Source organism: Clostridiaceae bacterium HFYG-1003 (genome assembly GCA_024579835.1).
In the GTDB taxonomy this organism is placed as follows: Bacteria; Bacillota; Clostridia; order Clostridiales; family Clostridiaceae; genus JG1575.
In genome coordinates, this window is the sequence record CP102060.1 from 1,859,441 (window position 1) to 1,875,735 (window position 16,295).

General features: G+C 50.8%; 12 protein-coding genes. 2 read left to right on the forward strand and 10 right to left on the reverse strand.

The annotated features are described in order from the left end of the window. Positions 1-173: 173 nt before the first annotated feature. The 4 genes from NQU17_08370 to NQU17_08385 all read right to left on the reverse strand — a co-directional run bounded on the left by NQU17_08370 (position 174) and on the right by NQU17_08385 (position 5,944). Complete coding sequence (locus tag NQU17_08370) at positions 174-1,007, reverse strand: zinc dependent phospholipase C family protein (GenBank protein ID UUM10698.1); 834 nt, start codon at positions 1,005-1,007, stop codon at positions 174-176. Positions 1,008-1,146: 139 nt separating this feature from the next. Then, the gene (locus tag NQU17_08375) at positions 1,147-2,709 is read right to left on the reverse strand and encodes a polysaccharide biosynthesis protein (GenBank protein UUM10699.1); all 1,563 of its coding nucleotides are present in this window, start codon (positions 2,707-2,709) and stop codon (positions 1,147-1,149) included. A gap of 45 nt (positions 2,710-2,754) precedes the next feature. After that, on the reverse strand, positions 2,755-3,717 hold the full coding sequence (locus tag NQU17_08380) for an RluA family pseudouridine synthase (GenBank protein UUM10700.1): 963 nt from the start codon (positions 3,715-3,717) through the stop codon (positions 2,755-2,757). 376 nt (positions 3,718-4,093) lie between these two features. After that, positions 4,094-5,944, reverse strand: coding sequence for an ATP-dependent helicase (locus NQU17_08385; GenBank protein UUM10701.1), 1,851 nt, complete (start codon positions 5,942-5,944; stop codon positions 4,094-4,096). Between the two features lie 148 nt (positions 5,945-6,092). Here NQU17_08385 and NQU17_08390 point away from each other — a divergent pair, with 148 nt between their 5' ends. Together NQU17_08390 and NQU17_08395 are read left to right on the forward strand one after the other, a co-directional pair. Continuing rightward, positions 6,093-7,583 carry a nicotinate phosphoribosyltransferase gene (locus NQU17_08390; GenBank protein ID UUM10702.1) on the forward strand — a complete coding sequence of 497 codons (1,491 nt, stop codon included), beginning with the start codon at positions 6,093-6,095 and terminating at the stop codon, positions 7,581-7,583. Between the two features lie 389 nt (positions 7,584-7,972). Continuing rightward, positions 7,973-9,250, forward strand: a complete 1,278-nt coding sequence (locus tag NQU17_08395; protein ID UUM10703.1) for an MFS transporter — start codon at positions 7,973-7,975, stop codon at positions 9,248-9,250. A 121-nt stretch (positions 9,251-9,371) separates the two neighbouring features. Here NQU17_08395 and NQU17_08400 read toward each other — a convergent pair whose 3' ends face one another. The 6 genes from NQU17_08400 to clpP form a co-directional block, all read right to left on the reverse strand. Continuing rightward, positions 9,372-10,115, reverse strand: a complete 744-nt coding sequence (locus tag NQU17_08400; GenBank protein UUM10704.1) for a poly-gamma-glutamate hydrolase family protein — start codon at positions 10,113-10,115, stop codon at positions 9,372-9,374. 213 nt (positions 10,116-10,328) lie between these two features. Next, on the reverse strand, positions 10,329-10,838 hold the full coding sequence (lepB, locus tag NQU17_08405; protein UUM10705.1) for a signal peptidase I: 510 nt from the start codon (positions 10,836-10,838) through the stop codon (positions 10,329-10,331). A 90-nt stretch (positions 10,839-10,928) separates the two neighbouring features. After that, on the reverse strand, positions 10,929-11,531 hold the full coding sequence (yihA, locus tag NQU17_08410; GenBank protein UUM10706.1) for a ribosome biogenesis GTP-binding protein YihA/YsxC: 603 nt from the start codon (positions 11,529-11,531) through the stop codon (positions 10,929-10,931). Continuing rightward, positions 11,531-13,849 carry an endopeptidase La gene (lon, locus tag NQU17_08415; protein ID UUM10707.1) on the reverse strand — a complete coding sequence of 773 codons (2,319 nt, stop codon included), beginning with the start codon at positions 13,847-13,849 and terminating at the stop codon, positions 11,531-11,533. Before lon ends, yihA begins: the two co-directional genes overlap by 1 nt. 163 nt (positions 13,850-14,012) lie before the next feature. After that, positions 14,013-15,272 carry an ATP-dependent Clp protease ATP-binding subunit ClpX gene (gene clpX, locus NQU17_08420; GenBank protein UUM10708.1) on the reverse strand — a complete coding sequence of 420 codons (1,260 nt, stop codon included), beginning with the start codon at positions 15,270-15,272 and terminating at the stop codon, positions 14,013-14,015. Positions 15,273-15,315: 43 nt separating this feature from the next. Beyond that, positions 15,316-15,933 carry an ATP-dependent Clp endopeptidase proteolytic subunit ClpP gene (clpP, locus tag NQU17_08425; protein UUM10709.1) on the reverse strand — a complete coding sequence of 206 codons (618 nt, stop codon included), beginning with the start codon at positions 15,931-15,933 and terminating at the stop codon, positions 15,316-15,318. Between the last annotated feature and the right edge of the window lie 362 nt (positions 15,934-16,295).

Consider the following 16,295-nt stretch of genomic DNA (forward strand, 5'->3'; position numbering starts at 1 on the left):
TTTAAGCTGGAGCTGTAAGCGAACCGGATCGTCCCGCGGTTGAGCACTTTTACTCAGACTGACACAAAGCTCCCTGCTGCCGTTCAGGATTTTGCCTGATCGGGAAGCAGGGAGCTTTGTGACTGGCAGTCGGCTTACGCAAACTACTGGCAGTGCCAGGAGTAATCTTCCGACTAATCCGGCTCAATCGAGTATTCTTTTTTCAGGTTGCGAACTTCTATCCGCTTGTCGTGTTCCGCTTCTTTCAAAGTGGAAAACCAGGCTTCATAGAAATCCAGCAGCAATCCCGCGGTGGTTCGCTGAGCCAGGGCGATCAGGCGTTCCGCCATGAAACGGAAAGCTTCTTCCTGGTTCGCAATATTTTTCGCTTCTTCATAGATGGCATTGGCCTGTTTCGCGTTTTCGGAGATGTACATTTCAAAACGGGGATACCGAACAATGCCATGCCGGACCGTAAAATCGATGGTATCCCAGGAATGTGCCAGGATCCAGACTTCATAGTCATGATGCGATTCCAGCAGCTTATTGTTGATGTGCTGCGGAACCGTCATATCCTGACTCAAGTGGCAGATCACTCCGGTATAGAACAGCGCCCGGGTCAGATTAGCCCGTCTGGCATAATACATCATTTTGTCCCGGTATTTGGTAGCTTCTGTCAACGCATCTGAAAATCCATACAGACCCTTTTTCATTTCATGGTGATAAAAATGATTGATGCTCTTGAAATCCTGGTCGATCCAGGTCGCGCCTTCATTCAGGAATCGTATGTGATCACGGTAAAAATCGGCTGCCTCATAGTACCCTTCATTTTCCAGGATATGGACCGATTTGATGTTGATATAGCGATGCATCAGACAGGAAGTTTTAAAGGCAAATTTTTTGAAGGGATTGGCCCCCTTCATCACCAGAGTGGCAACCCGGCCAAATGATTTTTCCAGTTTACCCGCTCGATGGCGGTAGGACGAATCAATCTTGCTGACGATATTTTCCATGGTTTTCACTTCCATTTTAGCTTTGGTTAACAGGCCATTGGATGAACCTTGAGTTAATTATACCTTTTCATTAAGAATAATTATCACTTAGGCGAAAATATCACACTTTTGTTACGCTATCTTCATACGGGGAGCGGATCCTGGAGCGATTCGGTTACTCCTGTACCCGAAGGAAGCGCTGAATCGAGCTGGGAACTTTGTTGGCCAGCCCGGGACGGATGGCATTGAGATCAGCTCTGGTGATGCCGCCAAGAAGCAGCAGAGCCACCGAGTAGGCTGCGATGCCAACGCCCATCAGAAGAATCAGCTGAATGCCATTGGCACTTCGACCGGCGACATCCGGGAGAACCTGCTGGAGCAGGATCAGTGCTCCTCCCATAATGAGGGAGGCCAGCAGCGGTCGACGGGCAATCCGCACCTGATTAATGGACAGTTTGAGGTTCTGATGAATCAGATATTCATTCAGACCCAGGGTTACAATCCCCTGCAGATAACTGGAAATGATGGCTCCCTGGCCACGCAGCTCCGGCAGGGCCACCAGGAAGTAGTTGGCGATAATTTTGACCGCAATGCCGATGAGCAGGGGCACCAGGGACTTGCGATGGAGTCCCAAGGCCTGAAGCAGCACCGTCTGCATCAGGGTAATCCCCTGCAGAATGACGACAAAAGATCCCATGGCGATCAGTAGTCCACGGACCGGTTCCCCGTCAAACATCGCAATGTTGGCCGGCCCCGAGACTGCGTACAGCCCGATCGCAGACGGAAAGGCCAGGAGATAATTTATCTTCAGGGCCATCCGGTATTTGCGCCGGACTTCCTCATAGTCCCCGAGGCTTGAGGCTCTGGCAAGGGACGGAAACAAAGAAGTGGTCAATGCGACCAGGATGGTCAGCGGGACCGCAATGATGGTCTTATAGCTGGAGAGAAACGAATAGGTTACATTGGCTCCGGCCACATCCAGGCCCGACACCAGCAGTCGGGTCTTGACATTGACCAGGTCAATGATATGCCCAAACTGGGTGGCCGCCGTACCGATGGCCAAAGGGATGGTATAAGCCATCAGTTCCCGCAGAATTCTGCGTTCAGTTCCGTCCTTGCTTCTGCCTCCGGGTTCTTCCGCAGAGGTACGGCGATACTGCCAGGCAAGATAGGCTGCCGCCACCAGAGCCCCGAACAGCGTTCCGGAAGCCGCGCCGGCTACACCGTACTGAATTCCAAAGCGAATCAGAACAAGAGCCAGAACCAGAGAGACCACCACATTGACGGCCTGTTCCCAGATCTGACTGACGGCCTTCATGGAAAGCAGTCTCCGTCCCTGGAAATAGCCCCGATATGCACTGGTGGCTGAGGTCACGGCGATTGCCGGCGCCAGGATGCGGAGCGAATTGACACTGGTGGGGGCACCTGAGATTTGAGCCAGGCTGCCGGCCGCCAGAAAGAAGATCACGGACACCACCACTCCCAGAGCCAGCAGGATGGTCCGGGAGATCCGAAATACTTTATGGGCAGCTGCCACATCCTGGCGAGCCATGCGGTCACTCACCATCTTGGCAATGCCCTTGGTGATGCCTTCATTGGTAATGACATAGGCGAAAGCAAAGAATTCATAGGCGGTGGTATAGACCCCATGGGCTTCTGCCTGAATAATGTTCAGCAGCAGCGGGACGTAAATCAATGACATGATTTTCGTCAGAAAGGTGGCCACCGTCAGGATCATAAAACTTTTTGACGTCGATTCCTCTTTGATTCTCATATTAACTAACTAAATTTCCACGCGGAACACGTCGCTCTTGATGTGGCGGAATAAGGGCGGCAGCTTGACGGTAATGACTTTGCCCTGAAGGTAGGACAGAAAATCGTCGGTCTGCAGGAAGGTCACTTTATAGGCATAAAGATACTGAAATTTCAGGGCGTACTTGTTGTCAAAATAGGCGTTGATTTCTTTTGAGCCATATTTGCGGTCACCGACAATGGGATTTCCCATGTGTGACAGATGAGCCCTCAGCTGATGGGAGCGTCCGGTAATCAGGTTCAGTTCGACAAACGAATACAGGCCGTTGGACTCCATTGTCCTGGTTTCCATGACGATGGGCAGACGGTCTGTTCCCGCTTCCTCATAGATTCTGGAGACATTGCGGTCAGCGTCCTTGGAGATGAAAGCCTCCTTACGGCCGTCCGGAATCCGTCCTTTGACGATGGCCACATAGTCCTTGCGCAGTCCGCCGTCTTTCAGAATGGCCGCCAGGCTCCGCGTCGCCTGAGCATTTTTCCCGAAAATCACAATGCCTGATGTATTCCGATCCAGCCGGTTGACCGGAGAGGGGGAATACGTTGTTTCCACAGCCGGATCCCAGGCTCCCTTTTCTGCCAGATAGCTCAGGACATGATCCGTCAGACTGGGTTGTTCTGACCCATCCGGATGAACCACCACGCCCGGCCATTTTTCGACCATCAGGATGTTCTGGTCTTCAAAAACCACCTTGAAATCTACATTGGCATCCATGAACGTCTTCTTTTCCACCGCCTTACGGGATTCCAGGTAGCGAATCTCGAGTTCATCGCCCTCCGAGAGCCGATCCTTGTCTTTGGCCTTTGCCCCGTTCAGCCTCACATCGCCCTTGCGCAGGGCTTTGTGGATCGCCGAAAGCGGAACATCCCGCATCAGTTTCTTAACGTATTTTTCAACACTCTGTCCGGCCTCATTCGGCCCAATTTTAATGATCATATTGCTTTCCTTTATGGGATTCCGGGGACTCAGCTGAGTTGCCGGGATCCATGACTTTTATTATTGTTTCAATTGATTCCGCATCACTTGATTATAACAGAAATCCTCAGGGAAGGCGTAACAATTGAGTACCAGCGTCGCATCCGCTTCCATCCTTACTCACTCTTGGTGAAACACATCAGCCCTGGATCGATCTCGCCTTTCAGAGCCGGGATCTTTCATCAGACTCCGTTCACGAACCTGAATCCTTCCGGCTGAAACACGCCCTTTGAACGGCCTGGTCTATTCCTCAGTTGCGCATCAGGCGGTTAATCTTCCCTGATCCAGTTAACCTTATGATTCAGGCCCTATGCTGAGACTATTCATCTTGAAATCTTCACAACCGGATCTTCTGCTTGATCATACGAATGATTCCCCCGACCTGATTCTTTGCAGTGACGGGGCTCTCATCCTCAATTGGCAGACCCAGTTCCTTCAGAAAACGTGATGGCTCGACAGCCCGGCCCTGACGGGAGGCCGGTACCAGAATTGTCAGATCATGCATGGCCCGGGTGATGGCGACATAAAACAGCCGTCGTTCCGCTTCGAGATCATCCATTGATTTTTCATGGGGGATGCTGCCTTCCACTGCGTTCACCAGCAGTACCTCATCAAATTCCATCCCCTTCACCCCATGCATGGTGGAAAGCAGAATCCGTTCACCGGCTCCCTTTTCACTCATGATTCCATCCCACGTCCGGATAAATTCGAGAAAATCCGGCACCGAACCAAAGTATGCTGCTTCCGCGGCGAAGTCCTCCGCTTCGCGAATCAGATCCTGCAGGATGGCACCGGTCCCCTGAGCCATACGCCGGATCCATTGGCTGTAACCCATGACATACAGAATATAGCGAATAGCCGTCCCAGGCTCCATGGTTCGAAGTTTTCGAAATCCCTTGAACAGGCGATCCAGTCCCTGCCGCTGGTCAGGTGTGAGGTCAAAGATCTGATCATTGAGCAAATCTTGTTCGGACCATCGCTCACTGTTGACGCAGCGCGTAATCACTTCAGGAGACAGGTGCAGGGGCAGGGTTGCCAGAAGTCGGAAAAACATAACCTTACAGGATATCGCATTTTGTGAATAGGTCAGGAAATCAATCAGATTCCGCAGGAGCCGCCGATCATAGCGATTGGGCGGATGATCCAGACAGCTGAACCGAAGCTTCTCGCGGAGCAGCTGATGGGCTGTCTCCTCCAGCTCCGAGTTTGTCCGAAAGATCAGAGCCGCCGTTCGTCTGGACCCGAGCTTGTATAAATGCGAAATTAAAAACCGGGTGGATGCGCTGTCGCTGGAAAAGGATCGGATTCGGATGCTTGATTCATCCTGTCGAAAATTATCGATGACCTTGGGATAACGTGCTTGATTGCAGGCGATCACCTGATTGGCATGGCGCACAATCGTCGCGCTGGATCGGTAATTGTACTGCAGGTATAGAATTTGCCCGCCATCGAACTCCCGGGCGAAATTCACCATAGCAGCGGTATCCGATCCCCGGAAGGCGTAAATGCATTGATCCTCGTCCCCTACACAAAACAGATGACAGTCCTTTGACAGGATTTTCAAAATCCTCAGCTGCACCCGGTTCAGATCCTGAAACTCATCCACCATGATCCAGTCGTAGCGGTGCTGCATTGTAATGCGATACATTTCATCTTCGAGCATTTCTAAAAATTCCTCTTCCAGGTCATCAAAGTCACGTAATTTCCGTTCTGCCTTATAATTGCCGTAAGCCTCCCGCACCTGCTGTCGGAATCGTTCCGGAATCGACGGATCAAAGTGCCCCGTGGCCCGCTCCCGTGAAATGTCAGACAGGCAGTCGGTGCTTTCCTGGAGCGACAGAAAATACTGCCTTCGAACCTGATGGAGTGAAAAGATCGCCTGAGCCGGACTGATCAGCTCGATCCCCCCTTTTCGACTTCGAATCTCGCGATAGGCCAGAGCATGGATCGTCCCGAAGGCAGGTCCCCCAGCCTTGCGCTGCCGATGGTACCGATCTTTCATATTTTCACTCGCCGAGCGGGAGAACGTGAGCACAAGAATCCTGTCTGGCTCGACCTGACACTCCTCCACCAGATATTCAATTTTCGCCAATAAAACCGTTGTCTTGCCCGAACCGGGAGGTGCCACCAGCAGCACTTTATCTCCCCGATCGAGCCTCGCCTGTTCCTGAAATTGATCCAGCTGCATTGTTTCTTCTCCCCTCCCGATTGGACAGCAAGGTCACCGCTTTCCCTGGCTCAACGAGGATAAAACCATGTCGCTTTGCCTTGATGCCTTAATTGAGCTATATTATTCTTAATCAGTAAAAATTCATTCAATAACTGGAAGGGACACTATGAGAAAGAAACCTGCCTTTAATGTGCGTGATCCGAGAAATCTGACCATGCTGACAGACTTTTATGAACTGACCATGGGAAACGGCTATCTGGACAATGGAATGGAAGATAAGGTTGCATATTTTGATATGTATTTCCGACGCATTCCGGATGAGGGCGGCTATGTCATCATGGCTGGAGTGCATCAGCTGCTGGAGTATATTTCCGAACTAGGCTTCTCCACCCACGATATTGAATACCTGGAGAGCTTAAACCACTTTAAGCCCGAATTTATCGACTTCTTGAGAAACTTCAAATTCACCTGTGACATCTACGCAATCCCGGAAGGCACCCCTGTATTTCCCAATGAACCGCTTATCACCGTCCGGGGACCGATCCTGGAAGCACAGCTGCTGGAAACCATGATCCTCTTGACCATCAACCATCAGACACTGATCGCCACCAAATCAAGCCGAATCGTTCGCGCTGCTGATGGCCGGGCAATTCTGGAATTCGGATCCCGCCGGGCGCAGGGCTATGATGGAGCCACTTACGGTGCCCGGGCAGCCGTCATCGCAGGATGTGTCGGAACCTCCAACACCATGGCAGGTATGATGTTTGACGTTCCGGTCCTTGGCACAATGGCTCATTCCTGGGTTCAGATGTATGACACGGAATATGATGCCTTCGCGGCCTACGCCAAAACCTATCCCGATTCCTGCACGTTGCTGGTGGATACATACAATACCTTGAAGTCCGGAATTCCCAACGCGATTCGTGTTTTCAATGAAATCATAGTGCCCCAGGGCTTCCGTCCCAAAGGAATCCGGATCGATTCCGGAGATATCACCTACCTATCCAATGAAGCCCGGCGGATGCTGGATGAAGCGGGATATGAAGACTGCAAAATCCTCGTGTCCAACTCTCTGGATGAATTCATTATTCGGGACGTCCTCTCTCAAGGGGCGAAAATTGACTCCTTCGGTGTCGGTGAACGTCTCATTACCGCACGGTCGGAGCCTGTATTCGGCGGAGTGTACAAACTGGTGGCAGTTGATGATAAAGCAGGCCATCCGATTCCAAAAATCAAGCTGTCTGAAAATGAGGAAAAGATTACCACTCCCGGCTTCAAGAAAATTTACCGCCTCTTTGCCCGCAAGGACGATCGGGCCATCGCCGATGTCATCTGCCACAGCGATGAGATCATCGATGAATCCCAGCCCTATACCATTTTTGATCCAATTTTCACCTGGAAAAAGAAAACCCTGCGCAATTTTTATGCCAAAGAATTGCAGGTACCCATCTTTCTGAACGGAAAACAGGTCTACCAAAGTCCGACAGTTCAGGAAATCGCCGCCTATTCCAAACAGGAACTTGATAAATTCTGGGATGAAATCAAGCGCTTCGAAAATCCACATGGATATTATGTTGACCTGTCACAAAGACTCTGGCAGACCAAACAGGATCTGCTCAACTCCCTGACTGATCAGTTTGCCGAAATAGAAGATTAAACAACAGCCAGATGAGCCGATTAGCCAGTCTATCTCCTGCCGACAATCTCTTACCCGAAACACTGCCAGCGAGGCTCCGTCAATGGATGGAGCCTCGCTTTCCTTCCTCCTGCATTCAGTTTTCTCTTGGACTCTACGAATCTCCAGCTCTCAGGCTATCTGGCTCTCCATCCCTCTGGCTCTCTGAAGCTCTCTCTCGCTGGGCTCTGGGCTCTGACAAGATGATCCTGGTGATGTGCTTGAACGGGTAGTGGTTGAGATAATTATTTTAAGTCATGCGAAAGAACTTTGTCGCCTGCCTTTCCGTCCCAGCCCCTTTAAAAGAACGGAGAAACAGTTATAATGGGGATTAGGTCGCATAAAATATGATGAAGCGTGGGGAATGAACGATGAAAGATAATGTCAGCCGAAAAATAAAAAGCTTCCTTGGCAGCAATGCCAACATGAGAGCTTATACCATGAATGGAATATTGTTCACCATCGTCACCATTTTTTCCCGGACCTATGCGCCTAAATTCATGGACCGCCTGGGGGCTGGATCCCTGCATTATTCACTGTTCAATTCATTACCGGGCCTGGTCGCCGTTCTGACCACCATTCCGGGAATTCTGTACATTCAGAACGCTTCCGACAAAGGACTGCTGATGCGGCGGTTTTTCTATTTATCCCGGTTCTTTCCGATCCTGCTGATGGCTACGCCGTTTCTGCCGGTCTCGATCCGGGGTTACGCGTTTGTGGTGCTTTTCAGTCTGATGAATCTGCCGGAAAGCATTGGACAGACGGCACTACAAAGCTGGACTGGCAGCATTTTCCATCCGCAGGACATCGCCAATGCCCTGAGTCAGCGCAATAAGCTGTCACAGGTTACAACCATTGTTCTGTCAGCCCTGGTCGGTATTATCTTGTCCCTCCCGCCTTCCGGAGACAATGATGGCGTGATTCGACTCTACCAGGTTCTCTTTTTAGCTTCCGTTATATTCGGAATATATGAAATCAAGACCCTCCGTAAAATCAAGGAGGTCTCTCGACCGGCAGCTCCCAAAACCCTGAAGCTGGGTAAATCAATCACATCGATATTCCACCACCGGGAATTCGTCCTGTTCCTCATTTGCTCACTGCTGTTTCACTTCAGCTGGCAAATGGGCTGGCCGCTGTTTAATCTGTATCAGATCGAATATCTGAAAGCCGACGAAAAATGGCTGGCACTGATCAATGTATCAAATGCCCTGGCCATGGTGCTGGCCTATAATCTGTGGTCATGGCTGATCCGCATCAAAGGTTATAAGCTGACCACGGCCATCGCGGTCCTCGGAATGGCACTGAGTCCGGCAGCGTACGCTCTGACTCACACTCTTGCCCTGCTCACCGTAATGAACATCCTGATCGGCATCTTTGTTGCCGGGATTACGGTGGTAATCCTGGGTTCCCTGCTGGAATCCGCGCCGGCTGATGAAGTCATGCTCTGTACTGCGGTCCATCAGACCCTGATCAATATTACTCTGTTTGTGTCACCCTTTGTCAGCGAATTGATCTTGCGCTCCCATGGCATTTATACCGCACTCTACGTCACTTCCGCTGCCCGTCTGCTCAGCGCTGTCGCCTTCTTTTTGCGCTGGTATCTTACCCGGGAACGGTCCACAAAGCAGCGGATTGCCGCAGACCGCTGACCCTCAAACCCCTGAGATCTTGCTCTTAATCCCCAGGACGTCGGACCGTATCGACCATGCCGCAAACCAAAGAAACAACCGTGATCCCCAGAAAATACGGTCTGGTCATCACGGTTGTTTTTTATTGACTTGATTTAGTTTTCAGTTCCAGCTCCGTCAACGCAGAGCGGATTGCGCCAACATAAGCTTCGTATAACTTATTGGGCCGGCTCTCATCCCGCTTGGTGAAGAGTGCCCGACGCTGCGCCAGCGTTAATTCCAGCTGAATTCCCATGCCATTGCTGTTGCGGTTCACAAAATTTTTAGGATCTGTTCCTGTATAGTTCAATGGTGCGGTATCAACCAGGAAGCCGGCTTTTTCCAGAGCGGCCCGAACAACCTGTATCCCCGCTTCGTCACGTCCTCCGATATAAGTTACTTTCTCATTTCCACTGATCCCATGAATGGACAGCGAGAGTTCAGCTGCCCGGTTGAGAGGGATCAGGTCCGGCGGATTATAGTCGACGGAAGAAACATGGAGCTGTCGGTATGCCCCCAGATCCAGAAGTCCTTTGAATTCAAAGTAACTGAAGGTATCGCCCGCAATGCCGCTGCCAATGGCTGAGGTAAAAGGCTCGATCCGCCCGCCATGCGGTGTAATGATGAGTACGGGACTCTTCCTGTCCTGAACAGTCAGTTCGTAGGAAGCAGTCGGTTCCTTTTTCAAAAGCTCTGCCATATCCCGGTAGGTATCATTGCCGGTCGGTTCGCGAAACTGATAGGCCACTGCAAATACCGCTCCGAAGAGCAGCAGAAAAACCAGTCCTATCAGTAGACTCCTTGTTTGTTTTTGCTTTTCGGTCAGTAATTTAGATCGACTGGCCATGTGCTTCCCTCCCTCAGGCGAATATGGATTGAATTCTCACAACCGAGAAATCATGAAACATCAGATTGTCCGGCAGGCGTTGATGCGTTCTCCGGATTTAACGAATATCGACTTGGACCTTTGAAAGAAAAAAAGCCGCGCTCAGGCGGCAATCAGATACTGGGGATACCCAGATTATGGATCAATGCCAAAAATCTAAACAGCAGAGCTGCCTTATCGGACTAAGCCCATATTGTTCAGCGGCCAGAAACGAAGTCCGGCCCGTGCCAGAATGTCTGCCTCATCAATGAAACCTACTTCCGCATACCGGGAATCTTTCGAATCCGCTCGATTGTCGCCCATGAAGAAATACTTCCCTTCCGGGACCTTATACTCTCCGGTAAACCGATCCGGTCGTTTGACATAGTCTTCGACCAGCTCGATTCCGTTGACAGAAACTTTTCCGTCTTTGATTGATACCGTATCACCCGGAGTTCCGATCAGACGCTTGACATAAAGTGTCTCCACTCCGTTCGGACGAACTTTGAATACGACGATGTCCCCCGTTTCAAGCTTTTCCGGCCAGTATTCCCTTAATACCAGAAACCGGTCTCCTTCGTTGATCGTCGGGATCATGGACCCCGTCGGGACCATGACATGGAAAAAGACAAACCGCTGGATAAGCAGGGCCAGAATAAAAACGCCTACCAGTGGGATTACCCATTCTTTGATAAAATTCTTCATAATTTCTTCCCTCGTGTGTTGATTTCACCGCTGCCTTCCGCACCCGGCCCTGACTGCACAGGGGGTGCAGCCGGGAGTCCGGGTATTGGATCAGACGGTGTCAGGCTCTGGGATCAGACCCTCAAACACAGCGTCCAGGACCGCTTCCCGATTTTCCTTGGTCAGGGAGGAATACATCAGAATGCGTTCTTCGGGCGTCATGCCGAGCGTTTCCCGGATGAGCTTCTCGTTTTTTCGAATTTCATTTCGTTTCAGCTTGTCGAGCTTGGTTCCCACGATCAGGCACGGAATGTCGTAGTGGCGGATATAGCGATACATCAGGATATCATCCTGGGTTGGTTTGTGGCGCGAATCCAGAAGAAGTACTACCTTGTTGAGATTGGTCCGGCTGGTGAAATACTCATCCGTAATCTTCCCGAGATTTTCTTTTTCCGACTTGGATACTTTGGCATAGCCGTATCCCGGAAGATCCACCAGGTAGATCGATTCATTGATTAAGAAAAAGTTGACCAGCCTGGTCCGGCCAGGGGTGTTGGAGACCCGGGCCAGTCCCTTTCGGTTCGTCAGGGAGTTGATGATGGAGGACTTTCCCACGTTGGATCGGCCGATAAAGGCCACTTCGGGACGATCCTCTTCCGGATACTGATCCCTTTTAACAGCTGAGGTCAGAAACTCTGATTTGATAATCTCCATTATTTTTCCCCCAGGACTGCTTCCTGAATGACTTCAGAAATTTGAGTCACGGGAAGGAATGTCATGTCCTTGCGGATGCTCTCCGGGAGCTTCTCAAGATCCACTTCGTTTTTCTTTGGAATGATGATCTTGCGGATGCCGGCCCGATAAGCTGCCAGGGATTTTTCTCTGAGGCCGCCGATGGGAAGTACCCGGCCGGTCAAGGTAATCTCACCGGTCATGGCAATTTCGTGACTGACTTTTTTATTGGCCAGAGCCGACACCATCGCTGTAGCCATGGTAATGCCGGCTGACGGGCCATCCTTGGGGGTTGCGCCTTCCGGCACGTGGATATGGATGTCCTTGGTCTTATAGAAGTCTTCCGGTACCTTGAAAGCCTTGGCCTGGCTCCTGATATAGGAGTATGCGGCTTTGGCCGATTCCTTCATGACTTCTCCCAGAGAACCGGTCAGTTCCAGTCTGCCAGTGCCTTCCATGACCTGAACCTCGATGGGAAGAATATCTCCGCCGTAAGGGGTCCAGGCAAGTCCGGTGACGACACCCACCTTGTCCTCCAGATCTGCTTTGTCATAGGTAAACCTGGGATGACCAAGGAATTCCTCGACGACTTTCGGACTGATGGTCATCGTCTTGCGCTTGGTTTCCAGCAGCTTGGCAATGCCCTTTCGGATCACGGAAGCCAGATTGCGCTCCAGGTTACGCACCCCGGATTCCAGCGTGTAGCCGTCAATGATTGTCTTGATGGCTTCATCGCTGAACTTGATCTCATTCTTTTCCAGTCCGTGTTCCTTGAGTTCCTTGGGAATGAGATGACGTTTGGCAATGTTGAGTTTTTCCTCGTAGGTATAGCCCGAAACCTCAATGACTTCCATCCGGTCCAGCAAGGGCCGGGGAATGGTATCCATATTATTGGCCGTTGTGATGAAGATCACCTTGGAGAGGTCATATTCCAGCTCCAGATAGTGATCGCGGAAGGTTGAATTCTGTTCCGCATCCAGAACTTCCAGCAGTGCATCTGCTGGATCTCCCCGGAAATCCTGGGCCATTTTATCCACTTCGTCCAGAAGGAAGAGCGGATTGTTGGACTTGGCCTGACGCATTCCGTAGATAATCCGTCCCGGAATCGCTCCCAGGTAAGTCCGGCGATGACCACGAATCTCGGCTTCATCCCGTACACCGCCCAAGGACATCCGGACAAAGTTCCGATCCAGAGCGTGAGCCACGGATTTGGCGATGGAGGTCTTTCCGACACCAGGAGGGCCGACCAGACAGAGAATGGGACCCTTGATGGAATCCTTTGTTGCCTTGACCGCCAGATATTCAATAATGCGGTCCTTGACATCCTTTAATCCGTAATGTTCGGCATCCAGGATCTCTCTGGCCCGGGTAATGTCTTTGCTGTCCTTTGTAAACTGATTCCACGGCAAATCCAGGATCCAGTCGATATAAGTCCGGATGATACCGCCCTCTGAGGAGTACGGTCCTGAATTCTTCAGCCGGTCCAGCTCATAGAGTGCCCGTTCCTTCGCCTCTTTGGGAAGCTTGGCCTTGGTGATCCGGCTTTTATAGCGGGTGATTTCCTTCTGGGTTTCATCTTCTTCCCCCAGTTCTTCCTGGATGGCCCGGATTTGTTCCCGAAGGTAATAATCCCGCTGGGACTTATCGATGTTTGATTTTACTTTGGATCCGATCTTGCGCTCAATTTTTAAAATTTCCAGCTCGTTCTTAATCAGAACCAGAAGTCGTTCCAGACGCTTCTTAATGGACACCGCTTCAAGCAGTTCCTGTTTTTCATCGATTTTCAGATTCATGTAAGAACAGACCATGTCCGAGAAGCGGTCGGAATCATCCATGTCTTCCATGGTGATCAGTGCTTCCGGCGGCATGTTTCCGCTCATTTTGATAAAATCATCGAAGGCGTCCTTCACGCTCCGCACCAGAGCCTCTTCTTCCGTTTCGCTGACGTCTGACACCGTTTTGACTTCTTCCAGCTTAGCTCGGAAGTATGGATCAGACTGCTCCATGGACAGAATCTTTCCGCGTACGGTGCCTTCCACCAGGACCCGGACGGTATTGCCAGGCAATTTCAGCAGCTGGCGGATGGTACAGACCGTCCCCATGTCATAGATGTCCTTCTCCGTAGGATCTTCCAGCCGGGGATCCTTCTGGGTCACCAGGAGAATCTCCTGATTTTCCATCATTGCCGCATCCAGGGCCTGAATGGATTTATCCCGACCAACGTCGAAGTGAAGCACCATGTATGGGAAAAGGGTCAGCCCTCTCAAAGGGATGAGGGGTAGTTCCTTTCGTTTGTTCATATTTTTTCTCCTTTGGCTTTGCTAATAATGATTATATCAGAGCAAGACCGGATTGTGATTTTCTTTCAAAGGCTTTACACAGCTTTCATATTTATCGGAACGTTCGTTCAAAATTTGAGCGGTAAGGGCACACCCAAGGTGTGCCCTCAATCACGTCATTTGATTAAGCTGATTCTTCCGCGTCCTTGGCATCCAGTGTGCGAATGATCTCCGGCATCTTGCTGTCGATGGTCTCGCGACTGATGATGACCTTGCGAATTCCCGGGTCCGAGGGTGTCTCAAACATAATTTCGCGCAGGACATCCTCCAGGATGGAGCGAAGTCCGCGGGCACCGGTGTCCCGGCCAATCGCTATGTCTGCAATGGCCTCCAGCGAGTCATCCTTGAATTCCAGCTCCACATCATCCAGCGCAAAGAGCTTGGTGTACTGCCGAACCAGGCTGTTCTTGGGTTCTCTCAGGATCCGTACCAGGGCATCCCGATCCAGAGAATCCAACGCCACCACAATGGGCAGACGACCCACCAGCTCGGGAATCAGACCGTACTTCGTCAGATCCTGCGGCAGTACTTTTCGGAGCATGCGTCCGATGTCCTCACCCTGCTTGGATTTGACTTCCTGGCCGAATCCCATGGCGGAAGACGTTGTGCGCCGATTAATGATTTTTTCGATGCCGTCGAACGCTCCCCCGACAATAAAGAGGATGTTCGTCGTATCGATCTGCAGAAATTCCTGATGCGGGTGTTTTCTGCCACCGGTGGGCGGAACATTGGCCACGGTTCCTTCGAGAATTTTCAGCAGTGCCTGCTGTACGCCTTCCCCTGATACATCCCGGGTGATTGACACATTTTCCGATTTGCGCGAAATCTTGTCAATTTCGTCAATATAGACAATGCCCTTTTGAGCCTTTTCGATATCAAAGTCAGCATCCTGGATCAGCTTGAGGAGAATGTTTTCCACATCTTCTCCGACATAGCCGGCTTCGGTCAGGGTTGTGGCGTCGGCAATGGCAAAGGGTACTTTTAATAGTTTCGCCAAAGTCTGGGCCAGATAGGTTTTTCCGGAACCGGTCGGTCCCAGCAGGATAACATTGGATTTTTGCAGTTCCACGTCACTGTTTTTTCCGGAATCCTTTGCGTTGATCCGCTTGTAGTGGTTATACACTGCAACGGACAGAGTTTTTTTCGCATCTTCCTGGCCGATGACATATTCATCCAGGTGACGCTTGATGTCGATGGGTTTGGGCAGATCCGTGAGGACAAACTCATCCTCGCTTCCCAGCTCCTCATCAATGATTTCAGAGCACAGATCGATGCACTCATTGCAGATATAGACACCTGGTCCCGCGACCAGACGCTTTACCTGATTTTGCGGTTTTCCGCAAAAGGAACAGCGAAAATTGCTGTTATCTTCTTTTTTTGCCATATCGTTGCCTCCGTTGGGACCTGTGCAGGTCCGCGCATTGGTATTATTCCCTTGATTCCGCTCCGGTCTTGACGTCCTGAGCGTAATTCTCGATGACCCTGTCAATCAGGCCATATTCTTTTGCCTCATCAGCGCTGAAGAAGAAATCCCGCTCAATGTCCTGGCGGATCTTTTCTACCGGCTGACCGGAATTTTCCGAGATGATATGAATCATCTTATTCTTGATGTTCAGGATCCGCTTGGCGTGAATTTCAATGTCCGTCGCCTGACCCTGATAACCGCCCAGCGGCTGGTGCATCATGATTTCTGAATTGGGCAGGGCAAACCGCTTGCCTTTTGTTCCGGCCGTGAGCAGGAACTGTCCCATGGAGGCGGCCATGCCGACACAGATGGTTACAACATCCGGCTTAATGTATTTCATGGTATCGAAAATAGCCATGCCTGATGTTATGGATCCACCCGGGCTGTTGATGTAGAGGAATATGTCCTTGTCGGGATCTTCACTCTGCAGGAAAAGAAGCTGCGCCACCACCAGCGAGGCCATGGTATCGTTGACTTCACCTGAAAGCATGATGATTCGGTCCTTTAACAGTCTGGAAAAAATATCGTAGGATCGCTCGCCTCTGGCGGTCTGTTCTACGACCATTGGTACTAAACTCATAGGATTTACCTCCTGTTCCATTGGTATTTATAGATTTGGATCTCAAGGATCCGCTGATAAGAAAACGGTGATCACATCCTCAGCCCGGAGTATGCAGCAGATCGCATGCAGGAGCTGTCCACAGGATGCCTATGATCTTATTATTCCTTCACGATATTAAAATACAATTAAGGTTTTTCTGAGCAAGCATCCGAAACAGAAGCCTGCACATTATAGTATTTTACCACAAAATGGAGTGTTTTCCCAGCAAATCCCTCGGCTTTATCTTCAACTCGCCGGCTTTATCTTCAACCCGGGCAACCCTTCCTCAAAAAAATAATCATCTGCTCCCGGTCCGTCCATGATTCCACACGAAATCCCGT